The 23712-nt window shown below is 37.8% G+C and carries 16 protein-coding genes and 2 pseudogenes; 15 read left to right on the top strand and 3 right to left on the bottom strand.

The window, feature by feature from the left end; genetic code table 11:
• The first annotated feature begins 107 nt into the window (after nt 1–107).
• The 3 genes and pseudogenes from CA730_RS14645 to CA730_RS14635 form a co-directional block, all read left to right on the top strand.
• Nucleotides 108–671: a hypothetical protein gene (locus tag CA730_RS14645; RefSeq protein ID WP_096668347.1), complete on the top strand. Its 564-nt coding sequence runs from the start codon at nt 108–110 to the stop codon at nt 669–671.
• Nucleotides 672–911: 240 nt separating this feature from the next.
• Nucleotides 912–1355, top strand: a pseudogene (locus CA730_RS14640) (ISH3 family transposase); the annotation flags it as partial.
• 110 nt (nt 1356–1465) lie between these two features.
• Nucleotides 1466–2197, top strand: a pseudogene (locus CA730_RS14635) (transposase); the annotation flags it as partial.
• Nucleotides 2198–2222: 25 nt separating this feature from the next.
• Here the strand turns inward: CA730_RS14635 and CA730_RS25665 are convergent.
• Nucleotides 2223–2507, bottom strand: a complete 285-nt coding sequence (locus CA730_RS25665) for a hypothetical protein (RefSeq protein WP_096668345.1) — start codon at nt 2505–2507, stop codon at nt 2223–2225.
• Entirely contained in the window at nt 2507–3412 is a 906-nt protein-coding gene (locus CA730_RS14625; protein WP_096668343.1) for a CoB--CoM heterodisulfide reductase iron-sulfur subunit B family protein, read from the bottom strand. Before CA730_RS14625 ends, CA730_RS25665 begins: the two co-directional genes overlap by 1 nt.
• Before the next feature lie 226 nt (nt 3413–3638).
• On the opposite strand from CA730_RS14625, the gene CA730_RS14620 reads away from it, so the two are divergent.
• The 12 genes from CA730_RS14620 (at nt 3639) to arfB (ending at nt 21589) form a co-directional block, all read left to right on the top strand.
• On the top strand, nt 3639–3893 hold the full coding sequence (locus CA730_RS14620; protein WP_096668341.1) for an acyl carrier protein: 255 nt from the start codon (nt 3639–3641) through the stop codon (nt 3891–3893).
• 240 nt (nt 3894–4133) lie between these two features.
• A complete protein-coding gene (fabF, locus tag CA730_RS14615; protein ID WP_096668339.1) occupies nt 4134–5393 on the top strand; it encodes a beta-ketoacyl-ACP synthase II in 1260 nt (419 codons plus the stop codon).
• Between the two features lie 476 nt (nt 5394–5869).
• Nucleotides 5870–7882 carry a transketolase gene (gene tkt / locus CA730_RS14610; RefSeq protein ID WP_096668337.1) on the top strand — a complete coding sequence of 671 codons (2013 nt, stop codon included), beginning with the start codon at nt 5870–5872 and terminating at the stop codon, nt 7880–7882.
• 493 nt (nt 7883–8375) lie between these two features.
• Nucleotides 8376–10787, top strand: a complete 2412-nt coding sequence (locus CA730_RS14605; protein ID WP_096668335.1) for a GH116 family glycosyl hydrolase — start codon at nt 8376–8378, stop codon at nt 10785–10787.
• Nucleotides 10788–12496: 1709 nt separating this feature from the next.
• On the top strand, nt 12497–12724 hold the full coding sequence (locus CA730_RS14600; protein WP_157749984.1) for a hypothetical protein: 228 nt from the start codon (nt 12497–12499) through the stop codon (nt 12722–12724).
• A gap of 498 nt (nt 12725–13222) precedes the next feature.
• The gene (locus CA730_RS14595) at nt 13223–13606 is read left to right on the top strand and encodes a HetP family heterocyst commitment protein (RefSeq protein ID WP_096668331.1); all 384 of its coding nucleotides are present in this window, start codon (nt 13223–13225) and stop codon (nt 13604–13606) included.
• Nucleotides 13607–15222: 1616 nt separating this feature from the next.
• The gene (locus CA730_RS14590) at nt 15223–15819 is read left to right on the top strand and encodes a helix-turn-helix domain-containing protein (protein ID WP_096671552.1); all 597 of its coding nucleotides are present in this window, start codon (nt 15223–15225) and stop codon (nt 15817–15819) included.
• 21 nt (nt 15820–15840) lie between these two features.
• Nucleotides 15841–18561 (top strand): peptidase domain-containing ABC transporter, encoded by a 2721-nt coding sequence (locus CA730_RS14585; RefSeq protein WP_096668329.1) that lies wholly within the window; start codon nt 15841–15843, stop codon nt 18559–18561.
• Between the two features lie 70 nt (nt 18562–18631).
• Nucleotides 18632–20167: an HlyD family efflux transporter periplasmic adaptor subunit gene (locus CA730_RS14580; RefSeq protein ID WP_096668327.1), complete on the top strand. Its 1536-nt coding sequence runs from the start codon at nt 18632–18634 to the stop codon at nt 20165–20167.
• A 139-nt stretch (nt 20168–20306) separates the two neighbouring features.
• On the top strand, nt 20307–20576 hold the full coding sequence (locus CA730_RS14575; protein ID WP_096668325.1) for a hypothetical protein: 270 nt from the start codon (nt 20307–20309) through the stop codon (nt 20574–20576).
• Between the two features lie 73 nt (nt 20577–20649).
• Nucleotides 20650–20907, top strand: a complete 258-nt coding sequence (locus CA730_RS14570) for a hypothetical protein (protein ID WP_096668323.1) — start codon at nt 20650–20652, stop codon at nt 20905–20907.
• 268 nt (nt 20908–21175) lie between these two features.
• On the top strand, nt 21176–21589 hold the full coding sequence (gene arfB, locus CA730_RS14565; protein WP_096668321.1) for an alternative ribosome rescue aminoacyl-tRNA hydrolase ArfB: 414 nt from the start codon (nt 21176–21178) through the stop codon (nt 21587–21589).
• Nucleotides 21590–21605: 16 nt separating this feature from the next.
• Here the strand turns inward: arfB and uvrB are convergent, their stop codons facing one another.
• On the bottom strand, nt 21606–23603 hold the full coding sequence (gene uvrB, locus CA730_RS14560; protein WP_096668319.1) for an excinuclease ABC subunit UvrB: 1998 nt from the start codon (nt 23601–23603) through the stop codon (nt 21606–21608).
• Nucleotides 23604–23712: the final 109 nt, after the last annotated feature.

The raw sequence follows: 23712 nt of genomic DNA, 5'->3' as shown, positions 1-23712 counted from the left end.
GCTTAATTTCTGTTATAAAAAGCGATAGGGGGTAGTACCTACCCCTGAAAATTAATCGAGATGTTAATTGCTGAATTATATTAGCGTATTGTTTCAGGAGGTTAAAAATGAAGTTCTTAGATAATTATAAATTCTCAAAAATTCAAATTACATTAGGTATTTTTTTTCTGTGTTTAGTTGGAATAATAGGGTTTAGTTTATTTAAAGTTTTTCTTGCAGATACACCCGAAAGAAGTGCCAATAAATATTTAAAAGCATGGAAAGAAAATAATGTTAACGAGATGAAAAAATTAAACTGTTTTTCTAAAGAGGTTTTAGATGCTCCTAATTTTGATGTTCAGTCATGGGATATACAGTCATGGAATATAATAGAAACAAAGGAGAATAATGAAAACATGGACTCTAAGTATTTTAGCATTTTTGTAAAAGTAAATTACTTTTATGGTAATAATTCTATCAAACGTACAATTGTTTTTGATGTATGGAATAGTGAAGAATTATTTGAAGCTGGTAAAAGAGCAATAGAAGATAGCCGTCAACAAAGCCTAGCCAAAATTTTGGATTACACAAATGAATGGTTAGGTAAGCCTACCGATGAACCTATTATTGTAAATCGTGAGTCTTATTCACTAGAAAAGTACTGTATTCATGAAATTAAGGAGGATAGTTAGGACTTACGCATTGACAGGAAAGCTTACTGCAATCATCAGTAAACCAAAAAGTTTTTCCCAAAGAGTGATTTTTACGGAGTGCTGACGCTATTGCTACAGACGCAGCAGGCATCACTAACAAAATACGACAGATACTCATGTACTATAGAATACCAAATATATAAGAAATAGTTATCATAATTTGCACTGGATCAAAATATGAAATGATGAAAGTAGTGTGTAGCATATTGGCTGAAAAAATTGACTGTTTCATCTCTAACAAAAGCCACGCGGGGCGAGTCTACAGAAGAACTCGTTTTAACCGACTCAGAAACTCTTGATGAGGTTATTCAGTGTTTAGTAGAAAATTTTTCCATTGAAACTCAAGGAGCCTGTAACCAACAAACTTTATTCGAGATTCTGGTTAAAGCAGCCAGCAGTGGAGATAGTATTGAAAACACTGCTAAATTGTTAAAAAATATTCCGACAGCTAATGATATTAGATATCATCTCAATAAAATTAACAATTTTGAGGAATTAGAAGGGCAAATCAATCAAGCATTAAAAAGTCGAATTCCTTTAGGATTAAAAAAACGGTGTTTAAAAATAGCGATTGATTTAAATTTAATTTGTTATTATGGTCAACCAACATCGTCAGAATTACCCTACATATATCGAAGTGAAGCTAAATCTGGTACTAATTCATTTTATGTATCCGCTCAATAAATGGGGGCGGACTACCCATTCGGGGACGATTTTACGCCATTTGAGGCTTGTCATGGAAGGATTTACCCCGGATTATTGAGCGGTTACCATTTTATGCCTATGCCACTTTATATGTTATTAGTAATAATAAGCGTGTAACTCTAGCAATAAGAGGTGTTCGCCAATTAAATACTAGTGTGGCTTTAATTACTTATTTATTAGCAGAACTTGAATCCCTAAAAATAAATGTAAAAAAACTCTATTTGGATAGGGGATTTTTTAATACTCCTGTAATTACATGGTTACAGGCATTAGATATTCCCTTTCTTATGCCTGCTATCAAGACTGGAAAAAAAGGAGGAATCAAACAATTCCTCAAGGGTAAAAAAAGTTATAAAACTACCTATACCATTACAAGAGATAAAGATGATTTCGTCACATTTGATTTATGGGTTGTCTGTAAATATAGAAAGGGAAAGCATAAAAAGCATGGAGTTCAATATTTTGTTTATGTTGCTTATAAGGTAAAAACAAATTTAAATTACATCTATCAAGATTATCGAAAAAGATTTGGCATTGAAACTAGTTATCGTCTGAAAAATATTTGTCGAATTAAGACGAATAACAAAAATCCAGTCTTGAGATTACTATTCATTGGAATATCCTTTCTTCTAATTAACATCTGGGTGAATCTACTATGGCTCAAAATCAGTCGTAAAAGGAAAGGTAGTAGATTAATTTATCGCACACTTTTTACACTCAAACAGATGTTAGCCTTTTTATCTCAAGCCCTACAGAGGAAATATCAAGTCGTTGAAAGCATTTATATTCCATCCGGTTAGCGTCAAGAAATTATTAACCAGCTAATCATAAGTAATTATTATCTATACTATGTCTGCTGATTAGAGTATCGAGAATAAAAAAGTATTTTATACTACACAGTATTTGGCGATCTCCCTTCAGGAAAAAACTTTTTGGTTTACTGGTAATAGGTAATGGGTAATGGGTAATGGGTAATGGGTAATGGGTAATGGGTAATGGGTAATGGGTAATGGGTAATGGGTAATGGGTAATGGGTAATGGGTAATGGGTAATGGGTAATGGGTAATGGGTAATGGGAAGAAAAATATTATTCCCTTCCCACAATTTCATCAGAATCCTAGTTTTTCTAAAATGGGTTTTGTAGACACAATATGTCTCTCTAAACCCAATTCTTTGGGACTGACACCTAAAGCCAAAGCAATCAATTGGGGTAGGTGTAAGATTGGTAAACCTAATTTTTGACCAATTACCTTTTCTACTTCTGGTTGACGAGAATCTAAATTCAAATGACACAGCGGACATGGTGTGACAATACAATCAGCCCCATTCGCTAAAGCTTCTTGAATATGATTTCCGGCCATTTGGAAAGATTCGGTTGTCGCGTAGCTGGATAAAGGCCAACCACAGCATTGAGTTCTGCCACGATAATATACAGGTGTAGCCCCTACAGCCCGAAATACATTTTCCATTGCTTCGGGTTGAAAAGGATCATCATAGGGCATGGATTTTTGAGCGCGGAGTAGATAACAACCATAGAAAGCTGCACATTTTAATCCACTTAATTTTTTGGTGACTCGCTGGGTAATTTCTTCTAAACCATAATCTGCGACTAAAGCATAAAGAAGATGTTTAACTTCTGTACTCCCCCGATAGGGTGAACAGCCTTCTTTTTCTAATAAACCATTAACTTTGTGGAGATAGTCGGGATTTGTTGATTGGCATTCTTTTAACCGTTCATCAACATGACCGATTACACCCTGGCAAGTGCTGCAATGGGTGAGTAACGGGAGATCTAATGATTCTGCTAAGGCGATATTTCTGGCGTTAACTGTGTCTTCTAATAGTTGAGAATCTTCTTTAAATGTCCCTGAACCACAGCAAGAGGCTTTTTTTAGTTCAACCAGTTCAATTCCCAAGGCTTGGGTGAGAGATTGGGTGGATAGGTACAGTTCCCGACAAGCCCCTTGAGCTACACAGCCAGGATAGTAAGCGTATTTTAGCGGTTTAGATAGCATAGAATTATATTAGGTTTAATGTTTTAGATGTGATGGGCATTTATTGGCAGTTAATTGGGTTATTAAACTCTCTATGTCTCATTTTCAGGATCTCCCTAACATTCAATCCTCAGTTTTAATGATAGAACCTATACTCAGGTTCACTCTTTCCGATAAGATGTATATGCCCAAAAAAAACTTTGTTCATTTAGAGCAAATCATAGCAACTTGTTAAGGACTTTTATTTATGAGCCAAGCAGCAACTTTTGATAAGGTTAAAAAAATTATCGTTGAGCAACTGAGTGTAGAGGATGAGGCTAAGGTTACAGAAGAAGCCAGTTTTGTTGATGATTTAGGGGCTGATTCCCTAGATACAGTTGAATTGGTAATGGCTTTGGAAGAAGAATTTGATATCGAAATTCCTGATGAAGCGGCTGAAAAAATTCTCACTGTTAAAGACGTTATAGAGTATATAAATAATAACGCTCCTAAATCTGCATAGACAAGTCTTAATTCAGTATTGGCGGGTTTAAATGAATACTTTAGGAGTATATTAATTAACTGGATAAACCCGCCCGTACATGAGTGTTAAGTGTCTAAGCTATAAGTTTGACTTCAAAAAAAAGCACTAAAAGTCCGTAATATTGAGCAAACAGTATACTCTTGACTAAGAATACTTAACTCGGAACTCAGCCCTCTTTATTGTCCAATCTGCTGCTTTTTCGCCATATTTAATGTAATCATGACAGACTATAAACGTAACCGCGTTGTTGTAACAGGTGTGGGCGCGATTACACCTATTGGTAACACATCTGCTGAATATTGGGAAGGATTATTAAGCGGACGCAATGGAATTGACTATATCACCGCTTTTGATGCGTCTAAACATAGTTGCCGCATTGCGGGTGAAGTCAAGAACTTTGATCCAGAGAGTTATTTAGAACGCAAAGAAGCCAAGCGGATGGATCGGTTTGCCCAATTGGGTGTATCGGCAGCTATTCAAGCTGTTGCAGATTCAGGTTTGGTGATTAATGACCTCAACGCTGAACAAGTTGGTGTGATCATCGGTTCGGGCATTGGTGGGATTAAGGTATTAGAAGATCAGCAAACTATTTACTTAGATCCTAAGCGGGGTCCTAGTCGTTGTAGTCCGTTCATGATTCCCATGATGATTGCCAATATGGCAGCAGGATTAACAGCAATTCATACGGGTGCAAAAGGTCCGAATTCCTGTTCTGTAACGGCTTGTGCTGCTGGTTCTAATTCTATCGGCGATGCTTTTCGGCAAATTCAAGGGGGGTATGCCAAGGCGATGATTTGCGGTGGTTGTGAGGCAGCGGTTACACCTTTGTCGGTGGCGGGGTTTGCGGCTGCTCGCGCTTTATCAACTCGCAATGATGCTCCAGCCCATGCTTGTCGTCCTTTTGATCGGGATCGGGATGGTTTTGTTATGGGTGAGGGGGCAGGAATTTTAATTCTTGAAGAATTGGAACACGCTCTGAGTCGTGGTGCTAGGATTTATGGGGAGATGGTAGGTTATGGGATGACCTGTGATGCTTATCACATGACTGCGCCTGTTCCTGGTGGTTTGGGTGCAGCTAGAGCGATTGAATTAGCTTTAAAAGATGGGGCGATCGCACCGGAAATGGTTAGTTACATCAATGCTCATGGAACTAGTACAGAGGCTAATGATAAAAATGAAACCGCTGCGATTAAGAAAGCTTTGGGAGAGTATGCTTATAAGGTGGCAATTAGTTCTACTAAATCCATGACGGGACATTTGTTAGGTGGTTCTGGTGGGATTGAAGCTGTAGCGACAATTTTGGCGATCGCTCATAATAAAATTCCCCCTACTATCAACATTGAAAATCTTGATCCTGAATGTGACCTAGATTATGTTCCCCATAATAGTCGTGATCAGGTAGTCGAGGTGGCTTTATCTAATTCTTTCGGCTTTGGTGGTCATAATGTTACCCTGGCATTCAAGAAATTTACTCCCTAATGCCGCCAAGCGGAAGTCAAAAGTCAAGGGTCAAAAGTAATATTTAGCAAGTAAGCTTTGTGACCATTGAGAATGGTTGGTTTATTTACGCCCTGCGGTACTAGTGACTTGCAAATAAAAAATATCCTATCGCTTTTAGCGCAGGGAGCAGGGAGAGAAATTCCTTTCTTCTTATCCTGAATCCTGACTCCTGACTACTGACTACTGTAATTTTGTTATTGGTTGGCTTTTTAGAAGTGAACCTGTGGCAAGTATGATAGAGATCATTCTTTGCTGAACCGTTAGTATGGCTTATGCCACGCTTTGGGAACAGCAAGACCAAATTATTGGCTTTATTCATCACCAAAAACTCAGAACATCCCCCTTGTCCATTGACAATTAGGAATGGGATGATGAGAAAAGTGGGATCACTTGATAATGAACCCAGCAAGAAAAAGCTAAAAAGAGTCCTAACCCGTCGTTAACAATAAGAGATTATGGCTGTTGCAACCCAATCCATCCAAGAACTTTGTATTAATTCGATCCGCTTTTTGGCTGTAGATGCCATAGAAAAATCTAAATCGGGACACCCTGGACTACCGATGGGCGCGGCTCCAATGGCTTTTGTACTTTGGGATAGCTTCATGCGCTATAACCCCAAAAATCCTCAGTGGTTCAACCGCGATCGCTTTGTTTTGTCCGCTGGTCATGGTTCAATGTTGCAGTATGCCCTACTGTACTTGACCGGCTACGATAGCGTTACCATAGACGACATCAAGCAATTTCGTCAATGGGGCGCTAAGACCCCAGGCCACCCCGAAAACTTTGTTACACCCGGTGTAGAAGTCACAACAGGACCTTTGGGTCAAGGAATTGCCAATGCAGTGGGTTTAGCAGTAGCAGAAGCACACCTAGCTGCCAAGTTCAACAAACCAGATGCCAAGATAGTTGATCATTATACTTATGTACTTCTGGGTGATGGTTGCAACATGGAAGGGATTTCTGGTGAAGCTGCTTCCATTGCTGGACACTGGGGATTAGGTAAACTGATTGCTCTTTATGACGACAACCACATCTCCATTGATGGTTCTACAGATGTAGCTTTCACCGAAGATGTTTCCAAACGGTTTGAATCCTACGGTTGGCACGTTCTCCACGTTAAAGACGGTAACACCGATTTAGCCGGAATTGCCAAAGCGATTGAAGCTGCAAAAGCTGTCACCGATAAACCAACCATGATTAAGGTGACAACCACCATTGGTTATGGTTCTCCCAACAAACAAGATACCGCTGGTATTCACGGTGCGGCTTTGGGTCCAGAAGAAACCATCGCTACCCGCAAAAACTTAGGTTGGGAATATGATGCCTTTGTAGTTCCTGAAGATGCTCTAAATCATGCTCGCAAGGCTGTTGAACGCGGTGCTGGCTACGAATCTGAATGGAACACAGTTTATGCTGGTTACAAAGCTAAATACCCCCAAGAAGCGGCGGAATTTGACCGTTTCATTAGCGGCAAATTACCAGACGGTTGGGACAAAGTATTACCTACCTACACAAACGAAGACAAAGCATTACCCACCCGCAAACACTCAGAAAACTGCCTCAACAAACTAGGGGCTGTTTTACCAGAATTAATTGGTGGTTCTGCTGACTTAACCCACTCCAACCTCACCGAACTCAAAGGTGCTGGAGACTTCCAAAAAGGACATTTTGCCAACCGCAACATCCACTTTGGTGTGCGGGAACACGCAATGGGTGCAATCTGTAATGGTATGGCGTTGCACAACTCAGGTTTAATTCCCTACGGTGCAACCTTCCTCATCTTCACAGATTATATGCGGGCTGCTATTCGTTTGGCGGCTCTCTCTGAAGCTGGTTCAATTTGGGTCATGACTCACGACTCCATTGGCCAAGGTGAAGATGGTCCTACTCACCAACCCATTGAAACCCTAGCTTCCTTGCGTGCAATTCCTGATTTAACTGTAATTCGTCCCGCAGACGGAAATGAAACCTCTGGTGGTTACAAAGTCGCAATTGAGAAGTCTAAAGCAAACGCTTCTACTTTATTGGCGTTCACTCGTCAAAACGTTCCTAACTTAGCAGGTACATCTATTGCGGGTGTCGCTAAGGGTGGATATACAATTGTTGATTGTCAAGGTACACCAGATATTATCTTGATTGGTACTGGTTCAGAAGTAAGCCTTTGTGTGAGTGCAGCGGAAAAATTAACTGCTGAAGGGAAGAAAGTTCGTGTTGTTTCTATGCCTTCTTCTACCTTATTTGATACACAAGACGCAGCTTACAAAGAATCTGTTCTCTCTAAAGCTGTTACCAAGCGTCTATCTGTAGAAGCAGCTAGTAGCTTCGGTTGGCACAAATATGTTGGTTCTGAAGGCGACACCGTAAGTATTGATACTTTTGGTGCTTCTGCTCCTGGTGGTACTTGTTTGGAGAAGTTTGGCTTCACTGTTGATAATGTTTTAGCTAAAGCTAAGGCTTTGTTAGGTTAATTATTGCAGAATATTTTCTGATTTTGTTAGGTGGGCTGAATAAGCTCACCTTTTTTATGGGGTAATTACTATTATCGCAAGGTGGAAGTTAAAAGTTAAAAGTAATAGGTTATACTCCCATCCCCCACACCTCCAAACAGCGACTCCTAAACCTTGACATTATAGTACGTGGGGACTCCGCGAAACTTGCTGTTTAACAGCTAAACGCCCAGAAGATGAGCCAGTGCGGTCTTGGGGTTTCCCCAAGTAGAGCAACTGGCGGTATCAGCACGCACTTTTGTGCAAACGTACTGAGTCTGGGAACTTGTGCAAACAAGATATTAAGATTGTGAAATCTTAAGAATCCCCGTGTCTTTAGACCGGGGAGTGTCAATTCCTAACTTCCTAGTAACATTAGGAAATTTTCAGCGAAATAAAAATATTTTCATGATTGACTTGAGAAAAATCACACATCGCGCTAGTCTTCATAGCGTCAACCCGTGAAACTCAAACCATGACAAACCACCCCCAAATACCCCCCTGCACCTGGAAACGTCCCATTGGCTTAGGCTGGGAGAAACCCTACACCGTCCGTTATCCTAGTAATATAGATGATGGTCCCTGGCACGGAATGCCTATTGGTGGCTTTGGTGCAGGGTGTATAGGACGTTCTTCACGAGGAGATTTTAACCTGTGGCACATTGACGGAGGAGAACATACTTTCAAAACTGTTCCCGCTTCTCAATTTAGTGTTTTTGAATCTGGACAAGCTTACGCATTATCTACACAACCTCCAGAAGATCATACACTGCAATCTTGGCAATGGTATCTACCTTCTCCACTCTCTGTTGACGGAGAGGGGATGGGGGTGAGGTCAGGTACATATCATGCACTTTATCCCCGCAGTTGGTTTGTTTATGAAAATGTCTTAAAAACTCAATTAATCTGTGAGCAATTTTCGCCAATTTGGGCAGATAATTATCAAGAAGCTAGTTATCCGGTTGCGGTTTTTTTGTGGAAAGCACACAACCCGACAAATGCACCAATTACTATTAGCATCATGCTAACTTGGGAAAATATGGTGGGTTGGTTTACCAATACTTTGAAGTCTCCCGAAGTTAAAGTTAGAGATGATGGCAGTCCTGTTTATGAATATCTACCACCTTGGGGAGAAAGTCAAGGAAATTATAATTGTCTAGCAGAAGATGATCAATATTTTGGTTGTGTTTTAGGTCAAGTTTCTAATTATCAAAATGTTCAAGAAGGAGACGGAACTTGGTGTATTGCGACTACCAAAAATCCCCAGGTGGAAATATTTCATCATTCCCGATTTAATCCGGTGGGTAATGGTGAAGATGTTTGGCAAAGTTTCTCTACAGATGGTTCTTTACCTAATTATATAGATGAAAATCCCGCAGATGAAAATACTCGTTTAGGTGCGGCAATTGCGGTGCGTTTCACTTTGCAACCTGGGGAAAATTTAGAAGTTCCTTTTGTGCTAAGTTGGGATTTTCCCGTTACGGAATTTGCAGCGGGGGTGAACTATTACCGCAGATATACAGACTTTTTTGGTTGTAATGGTGAGAATGCTTGGCAGATTGCCACTACTGCTCTTAAAGAATATCAGAATTGGCGATCGCTCATCGAAAATTGGCAAAACCCCATTTTAGAAAAATCAGATTTACCTGACTGGTTCAAAATGGCTTTATTTAACGAACTCTACGACTTGACCAGCGGCGGAACTCTCTGGAGTGCCGCCTCGGAAATTGATCCCGTTGGTCAATTTGCTGTGTTAGAATGTTTAGATTACCGTTGGTACGAAAGTCTAGATGTGCGATTATACGGTTCTTTTGGACTGTTGATGTTATTTCCTGAATTGGAAAAATCCGTAATTCGCGCTTTTGCTAGGGCAATTCCCCAAAGTGATCATAGAACTAGAATTATTGGTTATTATCTGACTATCAAATCGGAAAGTCCCCACGCAGTTCGCAAAATCGCCGGTGCGACACCCCATGATTTAGGCGCACCCAATGAACACGTTTGGGAAAAAACCAATTATACTAGTTATCAAGATTGCAACCTGTGGAAAGATTTAGGTTGTGATTTTGTATTGCAGGTATATCGAGATTTTCTGTTTACCGGTGCAAATGATATTGCGTTTTTAGCAGATTGTTGGGATGCTATTGTCCAAACTCTCGATTATGTGAAAACTTTTGATCTCGATGGTGACAGTATACCGGAAAATTCCGGCGCACCTGACCAAACTTTCGATGATTGGCGCTTGCAAGGTGTCAGTGCTTATTGTGGTGGTTTGTGGTTAGCTGCTTTGGAAGCTGCGATCGCTATTTCTAATATCTTAACGAACCACAGAGGCGCAGAGGTCACAGAGGTAGAGTTACAAGGGTCTATTTATCAAGGTTGGTTAAATCAATCAAAACCAATTTATCAGGACAAGCTTTGGAATGGTGAATATTACTGCTTGGATAGTGAAAGTGGTTCTGAGGTAGTTATGGCTGATCAGTTGTGTGGGCAATTCTACGCTCGTTTATTGAGTTTACCAGATATTGTCCCCAGCGATCGCGCTTTATCCGCCTTAACAAAAGTATATGATTCCTGTTTTCTCAAGTTCCAAAATGGTAAATTCGGCGCTGCTAACGGTGTTCTTCCCAATGGTTTACCAGAAAATCCCAATTCTACACATCCTTTGGAAGTTTGGACAGGCATCAATTTTGGTCTAGCAGCCTTCTTAGTGCAAATGGATATGAAAAATGAAGCCATGCGATTAACTGAGGCTGTAGTAAGGCAAATTTACGACAATGGCTTGCAATTCCGCACCCCGGAAGCTATCACCGCTAATGGCACTTTCCGCGCTAGTACCTATCTCCGTGCTATGGCTATTTGGGGAATTTATTTGCTAATTCGTTAAATCCCACCTCGTTATTTCCCCGACTCCTTAGAAAAATCGGGGATGTTTTTGTTCACAAATATCTAAAAAATACAGAATTTCTTAATATTAAGTTTCACAGGATTTTCGGGAAATTTTATTTTCCTGTTGTTTCCGGAATTGCGCGAAAAAATCAGTAATGGTTAAGAGTTGAGGAACTTAAATCTGAAAACCAATGTTTTAAGATCCACTTCTTTTCCCTCATTTAACGACAAGGGTAACTTCTAAACCCACATAGAACATAAAATTAGTCGTTCTCACCAAAAATGGACAAATTTTCTGCTCAGGTATCATGGGGTTAACTGGCGCTCACAAAGCCACTGAAAAACCAGAAGTCAGCAATTAGCTAATAAATCACATCAGTAATTGCGTTGGACAGAAGCTATGGCAATGATAGCACGTTTAAACGGTAATCACTTCAAGTAACTTTTTTCCCAAACACTGCAACACAATCACCGATTCTCTAATTGATTTAGGGATGTGGTAGATTAAAAAATTGAAATTACCCAATCAAAAAATTCTCCAATTTAGTTGACAACAGATGAGAATCTATCAGTAGACTCCAATTGTATAAAAATATGAGTAGTTGCAGGATAGTTGAATAAAGCAAGGACAGCAGGAGCTTTATCAAGCTATTTAGTCAGGTTGGTCAGGTTCAAACGCGGAATGTGGGATCTATGACTCGCAGTATTGGTGATAAGCTCCCACTTAGTTTGCAAATAGTCAAAAATTTTGACCAGAGCGAACTGCTTGCAGCAGCGCTTCGCTATCGCTTGAAAAACACCCTCGTTGTTTAACAGCTTAAACAGCTTGGGAGTTACACTATAACTTCCTCATTCTTATCTGTCAAGCAATTATCTCATGAATTTTTGGGGAAGTTATCCAGAAAATCCAAGTTGGTAATTTTTACTCAACACTTAACAGCAGCAGTTCACATCTGCAAATTTTAGCTGATTGAATCTATTAAAAATTCCTTAGCCATAGGAACTCAATTCTGATTTGATACCGAAGTATCGGCTTTAACCAAAAGAATTTGCGGCGATTGGCAATAAATAATGATAGTTATTTCTACATAATTATCTTAATTAACATCCTGTAATCTTACTTATAGCAATAAATTGTATACATATAATTAGCAGTTTACTAATTTCAGTGAATGGCAATACTGCCTAATAAATAAATAGCTATCAGTAAACAGATAAGATAATAGTTAAAGGTTCATGGTGATACAGTTTTCGTTATCCATATCTAGCTGGATTTCTTCTTGATCCAAAATTCACCATCTTCATGAAATTAATTAACCGACAATATTAGTGTGTTCACAATAAAATATTTTGCTAATTTTTGAATTGTTTATTAATTGATATGTATATCTATTTACCAAGATTATAAATTGATGAAATGCTTATACAGCAAGAGTTATATCTGAATAAAATGGGAACTTAAACTTTTTTGTTTCAATAAAAATTTATTTTTTTGGGGTATGACTGTTCATTAAAACTATTTATATATTAGGAGCTTAGGTAAACCATATTAATGGTGTTTTTGTCTTGTATGACAATGATAACATCTGCCATTGAGATTAAAGTGGGGGGTAACACCCCTCATTTTTTGCCAAGTGGGGACAAAACCCAAACTTGCACAAGACATAAGTAAATATCTAGATAAGTTCAGTAAATTTAACTTAAATCTTGCCACCTTGGCAGATGACATTAGCGACAAAAAATAGTATAAATAAAAATGTGGCTTTTGAAATTGAGAAATTAATGGTTTTCCCGATTCCACTGGTGCAATTGTCAGCTTTTACAGCAAAAGCGGCAACATTAATGGTAAGAAGTTATACAGCAGTAACTAGGGTGAAGCCAAAAATTTCCACTTGGAAGTTTCAACAGTACACAACGGCATCTACAAAAAGCTAGGTCGAACTCAATTCCTCTCGGTAGAAATCAGAAAATTTGGTAAATTTTTACCTTTGATTCATTAGTAAGTATAAATCTGAAGCCCAGAAGCAATTAATACATATCATCTGGAGTGAGCTATAGATATTACTAATTGAAAACTGTAAAACTGCCTAGAAAATCAGGGTATACACGGCAAGCACAGTAGTACAGAGGCTTGATTAAAAACAATCAGGTTTTCAATCACAGGTCAGGTTATGAAAAAAATCATCAGGTCAAATGCGTTTTTTAGCTCAGTTCAACGGGCAGTTTTAGAGATGCAGTTCTCTGAAATCCCTTCTATCCAGGTATCGGTGTTCGCAATTACCGTATTTTTGCCACAAGTTGTTACTCTTTTCCACATCTGCCACCAATTGATTATTTATAGGTTCTGGTCATTCCCGCAACAGCAATTTGGCTGAAGACCATCGCATTTGCAGAAACTGGACTAATTTACTCAATTCAAGAATAACTAAGATTATGAATCAAGATATTGCTGGCAGTGGTAACAACTTAGAACCAAAAATCCATCCCGAACAGTTAGACCAAGTAGTCGAAGCGATTTTGGCAGGGAAGTATTCTTGGGCTTGTGTTTTAATGTTACGATTTGTGGGCTATAATCCAATGCACTATATCCCTTATCGGACTTATAACCGCATTCTCAAAGAGAATGCTCGTATGAGTCGCTCCAATCCCCAAAATAATGAAACTCTAAAAATTGCTAACTCCACCACAGAGAAGAGATCCGAAGGTAATCTGGCATCTAACTGTTTAAGTAAGATTAAGGATATAGCCTATATGGAAGTGGGAGGCAAGCATCATACTGAAGCACGCGCCAACAGTAGAGAAAAAAAGTCGGCATAGTTGCTGATAATTTCGTAATTGCTTGTTACTCAGATCAGTTGATCGGCAATGTGAGTAACTGCAATTACTGACTTCGTTGTAAAAATCTGCCAGAATGGCAAATACACACTGATAACATCCTATAGATTAGAAATAGCAACCTAAACAAAGATTCATGGCAGACTAATTGCATTTTTCCCAAAAAACTGTTTGCGTTTGCACATGAAAGATAGAGGCTGATTGTTTTGGCATTCAGTTCCTGATTAATTAAATAAATTCTTCATTAAGACTGATGAACCATAGCTAAAGGTGGTTCTTTTTCCTAAGAAGTCTGAATGCTTTTCAATTGGGGTGGTGGATTACCCGAATAAAATTGATATGGCTAGATAACTTCTACTACCAAATTTTCTGTAAATAAGGTTTGGCTCACTTTAGTTATTAAGGTAGATGAGGAAAGGGAAAGATTATGGTCAAATCATGCTCTTACTTACAAATTTTTACTGTTATGTCAACTGGCAATTGATATAACGTTGACACTCCCCGCTCTCTAAAGAGACGGGGATTCTTAAAATCAAATAAATAATCTTAATGGCGATATCAATGCGCCTCTACTGATTTCACTACAACTTAATCCTAGTAGTCTGTCAAATAAATTTTGACGGATAAATAAGAAATGAACCACGAAGGGCGCAAAAAGCGCGTTCGCGAAGGGTCTCGTTAGGGATAGGAAGAAGGAAGAAGAAAAATTTATTTACCCGTCAATTAGTTCTTGACAGACTACTAGCTTTACCGCTACTTTTCGCAGAATATTTGCAGCACCATTGCAGTCTGCGTTTATTTTTGTACCATCTTAAGAACAGTATAAACATCTACTAAGTAGGTGAACAGAATAAAACCAAACTGTGTAAAGAAACGTAAAATAACTGAAAACTTCTTTACTCTTTACTCTTTACTCTTGCCTTACTATAACGACAATTTTCAACGCCAACCTACTTACTCTATATATTTTTATCAACTTTAAGTTAATATGAATTTTATATAAAGTTTTCATGAAGTTTAGATGAAGATTTTATTTTTTATATAAATTCTGGAAGAAGATGTAGCAGAATTTAAAGATAAGAATTAAAGCTTTGTCACTTTTTTATCTAAACTAAATGACTAATGCCACGCTATCAGACAGACAATTTCATATTTAAGAAAGTTTGCTGATGAGAGTTTTCTATTTTTAGGATAGTGTAAGAGATAGATTACATCCTGCTTGGGTTTATTTAGTGTGAGGCTACAATTTTTGAAGAGTTCCGTAATTGTTAGCATAAATTAATTAATTGAAGTACCAGTGTTTATCAATAGACTCCAATCTCAATTAGGGGTAATATCATTCCCTATGTAGATTTTTGGCATTAGCAAGCTAAATCTTGGGCGTTTATTTATGGGTGTTTTGCCAGACAATGCTGTTTATTGGGGGGACATAACAGCTATGCCTGTTAAATAGATATTGAGAATTAAATGAATATTCAGGAAATATCATACAGATTAAATATTGCATATCTGTGAAAATTTTTGCATCTGGATTTCAGCAATAGATGTAATAGATGAATTTGCCCGAATTTGAAAGTAGAAAGCAACTGGTAAGAATTATGTCATCTTATTCTCATCAAGATCAGTTTGTGAATATTTACGATACTTATGAAAGTAAGTTTTTAACACCTTTTCAGCGGAAAGTGTTGCTAAAAAATTTACAAAATAATTCGCAACCAGAATATCGGCGACGAATTGAGATTATGTTGTTAGCAGATATGGGAAAGTCGCAAACTCGTATTTGTGAAATGATTGGTTGTTCTCAGGAGATGGCGAGATACTGGATCGGTATTGCTGAGGCGGGGATGGCGCATAAATGGAATCAGCGACCATTGGGTAGACCAAAGATTGTTAATGATGAATATATTGAAAGATTGAAGGAATTAGTTAATTGTAGTCCCCGTGAATATGGCTATGCTTTTGGTGATTGGACGGCGCAATGGTTGAGTAAACATTTGGCGAAGGAGTTGGGAATTCAAATTAGCGATCGCCACATTAATCGCCTACTTAAACAAATGGGACTGTCTACTAAACGCAAAAGTTCCCCATTGATAACTACTGAAAATCAGGATTTGGCAATTAAAATTAGTGATTTGCATTCTCTACCTGAGCCTAGTTTTCATTGGTCATTTAATCTCATGCAGACCAATAAATAATAGTGTTTTGGAGGTTAGGAAATGCTATCAGCGTTTTCTCAGGAACAGTTAGCTACATATATTAAGCAAGTCTTGGGTGATGGATTATCAGATCAAGTAGTTACAGATTGTATCCAGGCTTTAGAAATTATTGAGCCACCGGTAGCAAAGCAATTTTGGCAAGCGACTACAGCCAATCCGGGAATTTATATTGTGCTGTCGGGTAAGGTAAGATTGCTTGATAGCTCCAACAATTTAATTAATACTCTCACGCCAGGATCATCATTTGGGGAGTTAACTTTATTTCCAGTCCAAGATTTTAGCAGTTATGTTGCTAGAGCTTCTGTGAATTTAAAGGTTGCCTATCTTCCCGAAAAAACGGTGAAAAAGGTTATGGGAGAATTTCCTCGTGTTTATAATTTCTTGCTGAATAAAGCAGAGTTAATTAACACTCCTAAGTCTCCAGATATACCGATTGTTGAATTGCCAAGAAATGGCAAAGTTGTTAATTTCTCTCAACCAATTTTTCCCGCACCAACATCAACAAAGAAACGCTCTCAATATTTTCCTATTCCTACTGTTATTGCTGGCAATTGGTGGCGGAAATTTACTAAACGCTACCCATTTTTTGAACAACAAAGTGCTGCGGATTGTGGCGCTGCTTGCTTAGTTATGGTTGGTCGTTATTGGGGGAAAAACCTGAGTATTAATCGGCTGCGGGATCTGGCTAATATTAGCCGGAGTGGTTCATCTATGCGGAGTTTGAGTGCAGCGGCGGAAAGCCTGGGTTTTGCTACCCGTCCGGTAAAAGCCAGTTTGGATAAATTTGCTCAACAGCCTTTACCAGCGATCGCACATTGGCAAGGCAAACATTACATTGTTGTCTATGAAATTACCAAAAAACAGGTAATTATTGCCGATCCTGCCATTGGTCAACGTCGGCTGACTACTAAAGAATTTCTCGCAGGTTGGACTGGTTACGCTTTACTATTACAACCTACAGCTTCCCTCAAAAAAACCCCAGAAGCTAACACGCCGTTTTGGCAGTTATTGGATTTAGTTAAACCTCATTTTCAAGTTCTCCTAGAAGTATTTATTGCTTCGGTATTAATTCAACTATTTGGATTAATCACACCCTTATTTACGCAACTTTTATTAGATAGGGTCATTGTTCAAGGCAGTGTTTTAACTTTAAATACTGTCGGGTTTGGATTGTTAATTTTTGGTCTGTTTCGGGTTGCTATTAATGGGTTAAGACAATATTTACTAGATCACACAGCCAACCGCATTAGTATCGCCTTAATGGTAGGTTTTATTAAACATACATTTAGTCTACCACTGGCATTTTTTGAATCTCGTTATGTCGGAGATATTGTCTCCCGTGTCCAAGAAAATCAAAAAATTCAACGTTTTCTAACTGGTGAAGCTCTTTCTATTGGATTGGATTTACTAACAGTCTTTGTTTATGTGGGATTAATGTTTTGGTACAGCCCACCAATGGCATTAATGACATTAGCAATTGTGCCACCATTTGTAATTTTAACATTCTTTGCCACACCATTTTTGCGGCGAATTAGTCGGGAGGTATTTACAGCAGGGACACTGGAAAATAGTTATTTAATTCAAAGCTTGACGGGCATTTCTTCAATTCGCTCAATGGCTATTGAACAAACGGTGCGTTGGCATTGGGAAGAATTGCTAAATAATTTAATCAAAAAGAACTTTAGTGGCCAAGTAATTAGTAATCAACTGCAATTAGTTAGTTCTACTATTCAATCTTTGGCAAGTACAGGATTATTATGGTTTGGAGCTTGGTTGGTGATTCAAAATCAACTTACCATTGGTCAATTAGTTGCCTTTAATATGTTATTAGGCAATATTATTCAGCCTTTCCAAAGATTAATTATTTTGTGGAATCAGTTACAAGAAGTAATTGTCGCCACAGAACGAATTAATGATGTCTTGGAAGCACAACCAGAGGAAGATTTAGAACAGAAACCTCGACAATTTTTACCCAGATTAATTGGCAGAATTAGTTTTAATAATGTCACCTTTCGCTATCATCCTGAAAGTGAGATTAATATTTTAGAAAATCTCAGTTTTGAAATCTTGCCTGAACAAACTGTAGCAGTTGTGGGTCGCAGTGGTTCAGGAAAAACAACACTTTCTAAGTTGATTTTGGGTTTATATCTAGCGACAGATGGAAGAGTTTTGATTGACAATCAAGATGTTACTAGTATTTCCTTACATTCCTTGCGATCGCAAATTGGAGTTGTTGATCAAGATACCTTTTTATTTGGAGGAACAATTCGCGAAAATATCACAATTGCTCATCCAGAAGCTTCCTTAGAAGAGATTATGGAAGCAGCCAAACTTGCAGGTGCAGATGAGTTTATTAAAAGAATGCCAATGGGTTATGAAACTCAAATTGGTGAAGGGGGAGGAATGTTATCTGGAGGACAACGCCAACGGTTAGCAATTGCCCGCGCATTATTAGGAAATCCCCGACTTTTAATATTAGATGAAGCCACCAGTCACCTGGATGCCGAATCAGAACGGATTATTCAGAACAACCTCAAAAAAATCCTGCAAGGACGTACAAGTGTAATTATTGCTCACCGTCTTTCCACAGTTCGTCATGCTGATCTAATTTTAGTCTTAGATCGTGGTGTTTTAGTAGAAAGCGGTACACATGAAGAATTAATCACCAAAAGAGGACATTATTTCTATCTTAATCAACAACAATTAGCACAAACAAATTAATTTTTTAATAACCAGATCCTCAATTTATTACATAAGTTGGGGATCTATCACCAAAATTCTCCAATTATTTATGCCACAGTCAGTTTACACCCAACCAAAAACTACTATAAATCCGCCACATCAACCTGAATCTACTACTTTCAATCCAAATCAGCAAATCCAGATATTAGATAAAGCCAAGGATTGGTTTTATGGAACAGAGGAATTATTAGATGCTTTACCAAAAGCATGGACTCGTTCCATGTTGTATTTACTAGTCAGTTTTGCTGCTATTATTTTACCTTGGGCAATGTTAACTAAAGTTGATGAAACTGGTAATGCTAGTGGGAGAATAGAACCCAAAGGTGCAACACAAAAATTAGATAGTGCGGTAACTGGTAGTGTTATTAATGTCAACGTTAAAGAAGGTACAACTGTTAAAGCTGGACAAGTTTTATTAGCAATGGAATCTGAGATTTTACAAACAGAACTTCAACAAGCACAATCTAAATTAGAGGGGCTAATTAATCGCCAATCTCAACTAGAAATATTAAAAAATCAAGTCTTGATGTCAATTAATATTCAACGTCAGCAAAATCAATCTCAATCATTAGAAAAAATCGCGCAACTTAATCAGGCTCAACAAACATTTGAGACTAAAAAAAGTGCTTATAATTTCCAAAATCTGGAAAAATTAGCTCAAATTGATCAGGCAAAACAGAATATACAATCTACTCAAACTAACTACAGATTAGCTAGAAGTCGCTTACGTCGAGATATTTCTGAACTTAACCGTTATCATCTACTATTAAAGGAAGGAATAATTCCTCAAACTAAAATAGTAGAATTAGAAAAAATTGCTGAAGAAAGTCAACGTTCCCAAGAAGAAGCAAAATTTAATCTGCAAACAGCAAAATTAAGACTCAAGGAAGAAGTCAGTCGTTATCAGTCACTAATGAATCAAGTTAGATCAGATATTGAACAGGCAAAACTACGGTTACAAGAAGAAGAAAGTAGTTATAAAAGTTCTCTGCAAGGCGGAGAATTAGTTTTATTAAAAAGTCAAGAACAGTTTAAAGACATTCAAAATCAAATCATTTCTCTTCAATCAGAAATGATGCAAACAAAGGGACAAATTACAGCCTTAAATTTACAACTAAAACAGCGAACTATTCGTTCTCCTATTGATGGCATAATTTTTGAATTACCTATTAAAAAATCTGGTTCTGTTGTCCAAGTAGGACAAATGATTGCTCAAATTGCTCCCGAAAATGCTCCCTTGATTTTAAAGGCACGTATGCCCAGTCAACATAGTGGTTTTGTCAAGGCAGGAATGCCAGTGAAAATTAAATTTGATGCTTATCCTTTCCAAGAATACGGAATTGTATCAGGACGGATTAGTTGGATTTCACCTAACTCTAAAGTTCAAGAAAATAGTTCTAACCGCATAGAAACTTATGAATTAGATATCGCTTTGGAAAATCCTTATATTCAAGTCGGTAACAAACGGATTCCTATTACCCCTGGACAAACAGCAAGTGCGGAAGTAATCATTCGTCAGCGTCATGTTATTGACTTTATCTTAGATCCATTCAAGAAGTTACAGAAGAGTGGTTTAGAGCTTTAAATAAAATTAGTATCGAAGACATAATTTATTAAATTATGTCTTTTTTAAAAGACGGTAATATGCAACTTTTTGATTATTTTTAAAAGAAAACTGTCAAAATTAAATTGTTACATCTATTAAAGATATAGAGGATAAGACAATGAATAAAATAGTAATAGATGACTTGTATAATAGTCATTTATTTACCTTCATTGATGATTTAAAACCACCAGAATTAGGTGTTTTATTAGGAAGAGGTTTAGGAGGGTTTTATCCCCCTTTAGGGCTAAGTCCTAATGTTTTTATAACCACTGTTTACGATGGTATAAATACCATCTCAACAACTTATGAAGGAGCCGGTAGCTTTCATGATAATAAATTTAATACGATAGATTACGCTCGGACAGTTAATGCTTGGGTAAATCGTTAATTATTTCCGCAGATTCAAGGGCATTTTGTCACATTTAGCAAAACTATTCACTGTTTGATAAGGAAGTAAGATCATGGCTACAATCATAATTTCTGACTTACAGGAAAAGATGTTTTTGGATGACTTAAATTTAGAGCAAATACAGAACATATTAGGTAGTAGTATTATACCTTTACCTTTCTTGGGTGGACGTGGTGCTGATGTTGCTTTAACGACTATTTATGATGGTATAAATAACTTAGAAACAGCATATCGTGGTCCATTGAGTTTCTACGATAATAAGATTTTTACTCTTGATCTGGCGAGAAGTGCTGTTTATTTAGTATTGTGAACAATTTTTAGTTGGTTGTTTTTTCTTCTTTACACACTCTTAATGCTTATCTACGAGGAAGTAAAAACTTCCTCTTTTTTGTTGTTCTTGCTGGTAGTTGATAATTGTTTACAGTTACAGCAAATTGTCATCAAACCTGGAACAAGAACCCCTCTCCGCAAGCGATGAGGGGGCTAGGATGTACCTTATATGATTGGAAATCGCTGTATATGAAAACTGCTGTATGTTATAATTTACTATTATGGATATGAATTAGTGCATATAAGCAATGATAGAAATTTCCCAGACAGTAATTATTCCTGATAGCGATATGGAAATTACTTCAATTCGTTCTCAGGGTGCAGGTGGTCAAAATGTTAATAAGGTGGCTACTGCTATTCATTTGCGCTTTGATATTGGGGCTTCTTCCTTACCAGAAATCTATAAGGAACGGCTTTTGAAGTTAAAAGATCATCGCATTACCCTTGAGGGAGTTGTGGTTATTAAAGCGCAGGAATATCGCAGTCAAGAACAGAATAAGGAGGAAGCTTTCAGACGACTTCAAGAACTGATTAAAAGTGTGTCTGTGTTACCCCGAAAACGTAAACGGACTAAACCAAGTCGCAATTCTCAAAGAAAACGTCTTGATAGTAAAAATAAGCGCGGACAAATTAAGTTGACTAGAGGAAAAATTACAGAATAATCAACTTTGATATATATTACCTTCCTAACATTTTATCTCGCAAATGTTTTATGCGATCGCGTAATTTTGCAGCATCTTCAAATTCCATCTTCTTCGCTGCTTCCTTCATCTGTTTTTCCAACAGGGTAATTAACTCTGGAATGTCTTCCAAAGATAGTTCATCTAAATGTTCATCAACCATTTTTAAATCAGTGGAATTTAAGCGTCGGGAAGCATCTAAAAACGACAAAATTGAATTAGTTTGCTTTTTAATAATCTGTTGCGGTGTAATTCCATGCAATTTATTATAAGCCATTTGAATTCCTCTTCTTCTATCAGTTTCATCAATGGCTTTAATCATACTCCCTGTTAATTTATCAGCATATAAAATCGCTTTTCCTCTAATATGACGCGCCGCCCGTCCGATAGTTTGAATTAGAGAACGTTCAGTCCGCAAAAAACCTTCCTTATCTGCGTCCATAATCGCCACTAAAGAAACTTCCGGTAAATCTAAACCTTCTCGCAGTAAATTGACACCGACTAACACATCAAAAACACCATTTCGCAAATCTTGTAATATCTCAATCCGTTGAATGGAATTAATTTCTGAATGCAAATATCTGATTCTAATTCCTCTCTCTTCTAAATATTCAGTCAAATCTTCCGCCATGCGTTTAGTTAATGTTGTGACTAAAGTTCTTTCTTGACGGTCAACACGATCTTTTATTTCTCCTAATAAATCATCAATTTGTCCTTCTGTGGGACGCACAAATATTTCTGGGTCAATTACTCCCGTCGGTCTAATTACTTGTTCAATAATATTTTCTTCCGAAATTTCTAATTCCCAATTTCCTGGAGTCGCAGAAACGAAAATACATTGATTGACTTTTTGCCAAAATTCTTCAGCTTTTAAAGGACGATTATCCGCCGCACTGGGAAGCCGAAAACCATGATCTATTAAGACTTTTTTCCTCGCTTGGTCTCCGTTATACATTCCGCGAATTTGGGGAACGGTAACGTGAGATTCATCTATTACTAATAACCAATCTTTAGGAAAATAATCAATTAAACATTCCGGTGGTTCTCCTGCTTGTCTTCCAGCTAAATGACGAGAATAATTTTCTACGCCGTTACAATATCCCACTTCTCGTAACATCTCCAAATCATAACGAGTGCGTTGATCAATGCGTTGCGCTTCAACTAATTTACTCATTGATTCTAGAGTTAGTTGTTGCTGTTTTAATTCTGTGGCTATATCTTCACAAGCTATTTCTACTCTTTCTTTGGGGGTAACAAAGTGACGCGCTGGGTAGATATTTACTGCTTCTAAACTGTGGAGAATTTCCCCACTCACAGGATCTACATATCTAATTGCGTCAATTTCATCTCCAAAAAATTCCACGCGAATAATTCTATCTTCATAAGCAGGAGAAATTTCTAAAACATCACCCCGAACTCGAAATTTCCCTCTCCCCATTTCGATGTCGTTGCGAGTATATTGAACTGCGGTTAAATCTCGTAAAACTTGACGCGGATCAATTTCCATTCCTAGTTGTAACTTAATTGCGGCTTTCAGGTATTCTGACGGCATTCCTAAACCGTAAATACAACTAATTGAAGCTACAACAATCACATCCTTGCGTTCAAATAAGGAACGGGTGGCGGAATGTCGTAACATATCTATTTCTTCATTAATTGCTGATGTTTTTTCTATATAAGTATCAGTAACGGGTAGGTATGCCTCGGGTTGATAGTAATCGTAATAACTGACAAAATACTCAACTGCATTATTAGGAAAAAACTCCCGCAGTTCGTTACACAACTGGGCGGCTAATGTCTTATTATGTGCTAATACTAGGGTCGGTCTACTGACTTTTTCAATGACTGCGGCTATGGAAAATGTCTTACCGGTTCCTGTCGCACCCAGTAATGTTTGATAATGATTTCCTTTTTGAATACTAGCAGAAAGTTGAGCGATCGCTCGTGGTTGATCACCGGTGGGGACAAAAGGTGCTTGGAGATTAAAATCCATTATCTAGCTTCAACGTTACACCTAGCAATTCTACACAATTTCTCAGTTTTGCGTTTGGCGCGAAATTTTTTTTGGGGAGTTTGGGTTGCAACATCGTCGGCGATGTGCTAGA

Origin of the sequence: Dolichospermum compactum NIES-806 (genome assembly GCF_002368115.1) — a bacterium.
Taxonomy (GTDB): Bacteria; Cyanobacteriota; Cyanobacteriia; order Cyanobacteriales; family Nostocaceae; genus Dolichospermum; species Dolichospermum compactum.
The sequence above is the reverse complement of the archived record's forward strand: the minus strand, read 5'-3'. Positions and strand labels throughout refer to the sequence as shown.

Coding starts and splice junctions, on each gene's coding strand:
- CA730_RS14645 (WP_096668347.1), top strand. CDS start 108: ATGAAGTTCTTAGATAATTATAAATTCTCAAAAATTCAAATTACATTA.
- CA730_RS25665 (WP_096668345.1), bottom strand. CDS start 2,507: ATGAAATTGTGGGAAGGGAATAATATTTTTCTTCCCATTACCCATTAC.
- CA730_RS14625 (WP_096668343.1), bottom strand. CDS start 3,412: ATGCTATCTAAACCGCTAAAATACGCTTACTATCCTGGCTGTGTAGCT.
- CA730_RS14620 (WP_096668341.1), top strand. CDS start 3,639: ATGAGCCAAGCAGCAACTTTTGATAAGGTTAAAAAAATTATCGTTGAG.
- fabF (WP_096668339.1), top strand. CDS start 4,134: ATGACAGACTATAAACGTAACCGCGTTGTTGTAACAGGTGTGGGCGCG.
- tkt (WP_096668337.1), top strand. CDS start 5,870: ATGGCTGTTGCAACCCAATCCATCCAAGAACTTTGTATTAATTCGATC.
- CA730_RS14605 (WP_096668335.1), top strand. CDS start 8,376: ATGACAAACCACCCCCAAATACCCCCCTGCACCTGGAAACGTCCCATT.
- CA730_RS14595 (WP_096668331.1), top strand. CDS start 13,223: ATGAATCAAGATATTGCTGGCAGTGGTAACAACTTAGAACCAAAAATC.
- CA730_RS14590 (WP_096671552.1), top strand. CDS start 15,223: ATGTCATCTTATTCTCATCAAGATCAGTTTGTGAATATTTACGATACT.
- CA730_RS14585 (WP_096668329.1), top strand. CDS start 15,841: ATGCTATCAGCGTTTTCTCAGGAACAGTTAGCTACATATATTAAGCAA.
- CA730_RS14580 (WP_096668327.1), top strand. CDS start 18,632: ATGCCACAGTCAGTTTACACCCAACCAAAAACTACTATAAATCCGCCA.
- CA730_RS14575 (WP_096668325.1), top strand. CDS start 20,307: ATGAATAAAATAGTAATAGATGACTTGTATAATAGTCATTTATTTACC.
- CA730_RS14570 (WP_096668323.1), top strand. CDS start 20,650: ATGGCTACAATCATAATTTCTGACTTACAGGAAAAGATGTTTTTGGAT.
- arfB (WP_096668321.1), top strand. CDS start 21,176: ATGATAGAAATTTCCCAGACAGTAATTATTCCTGATAGCGATATGGAA.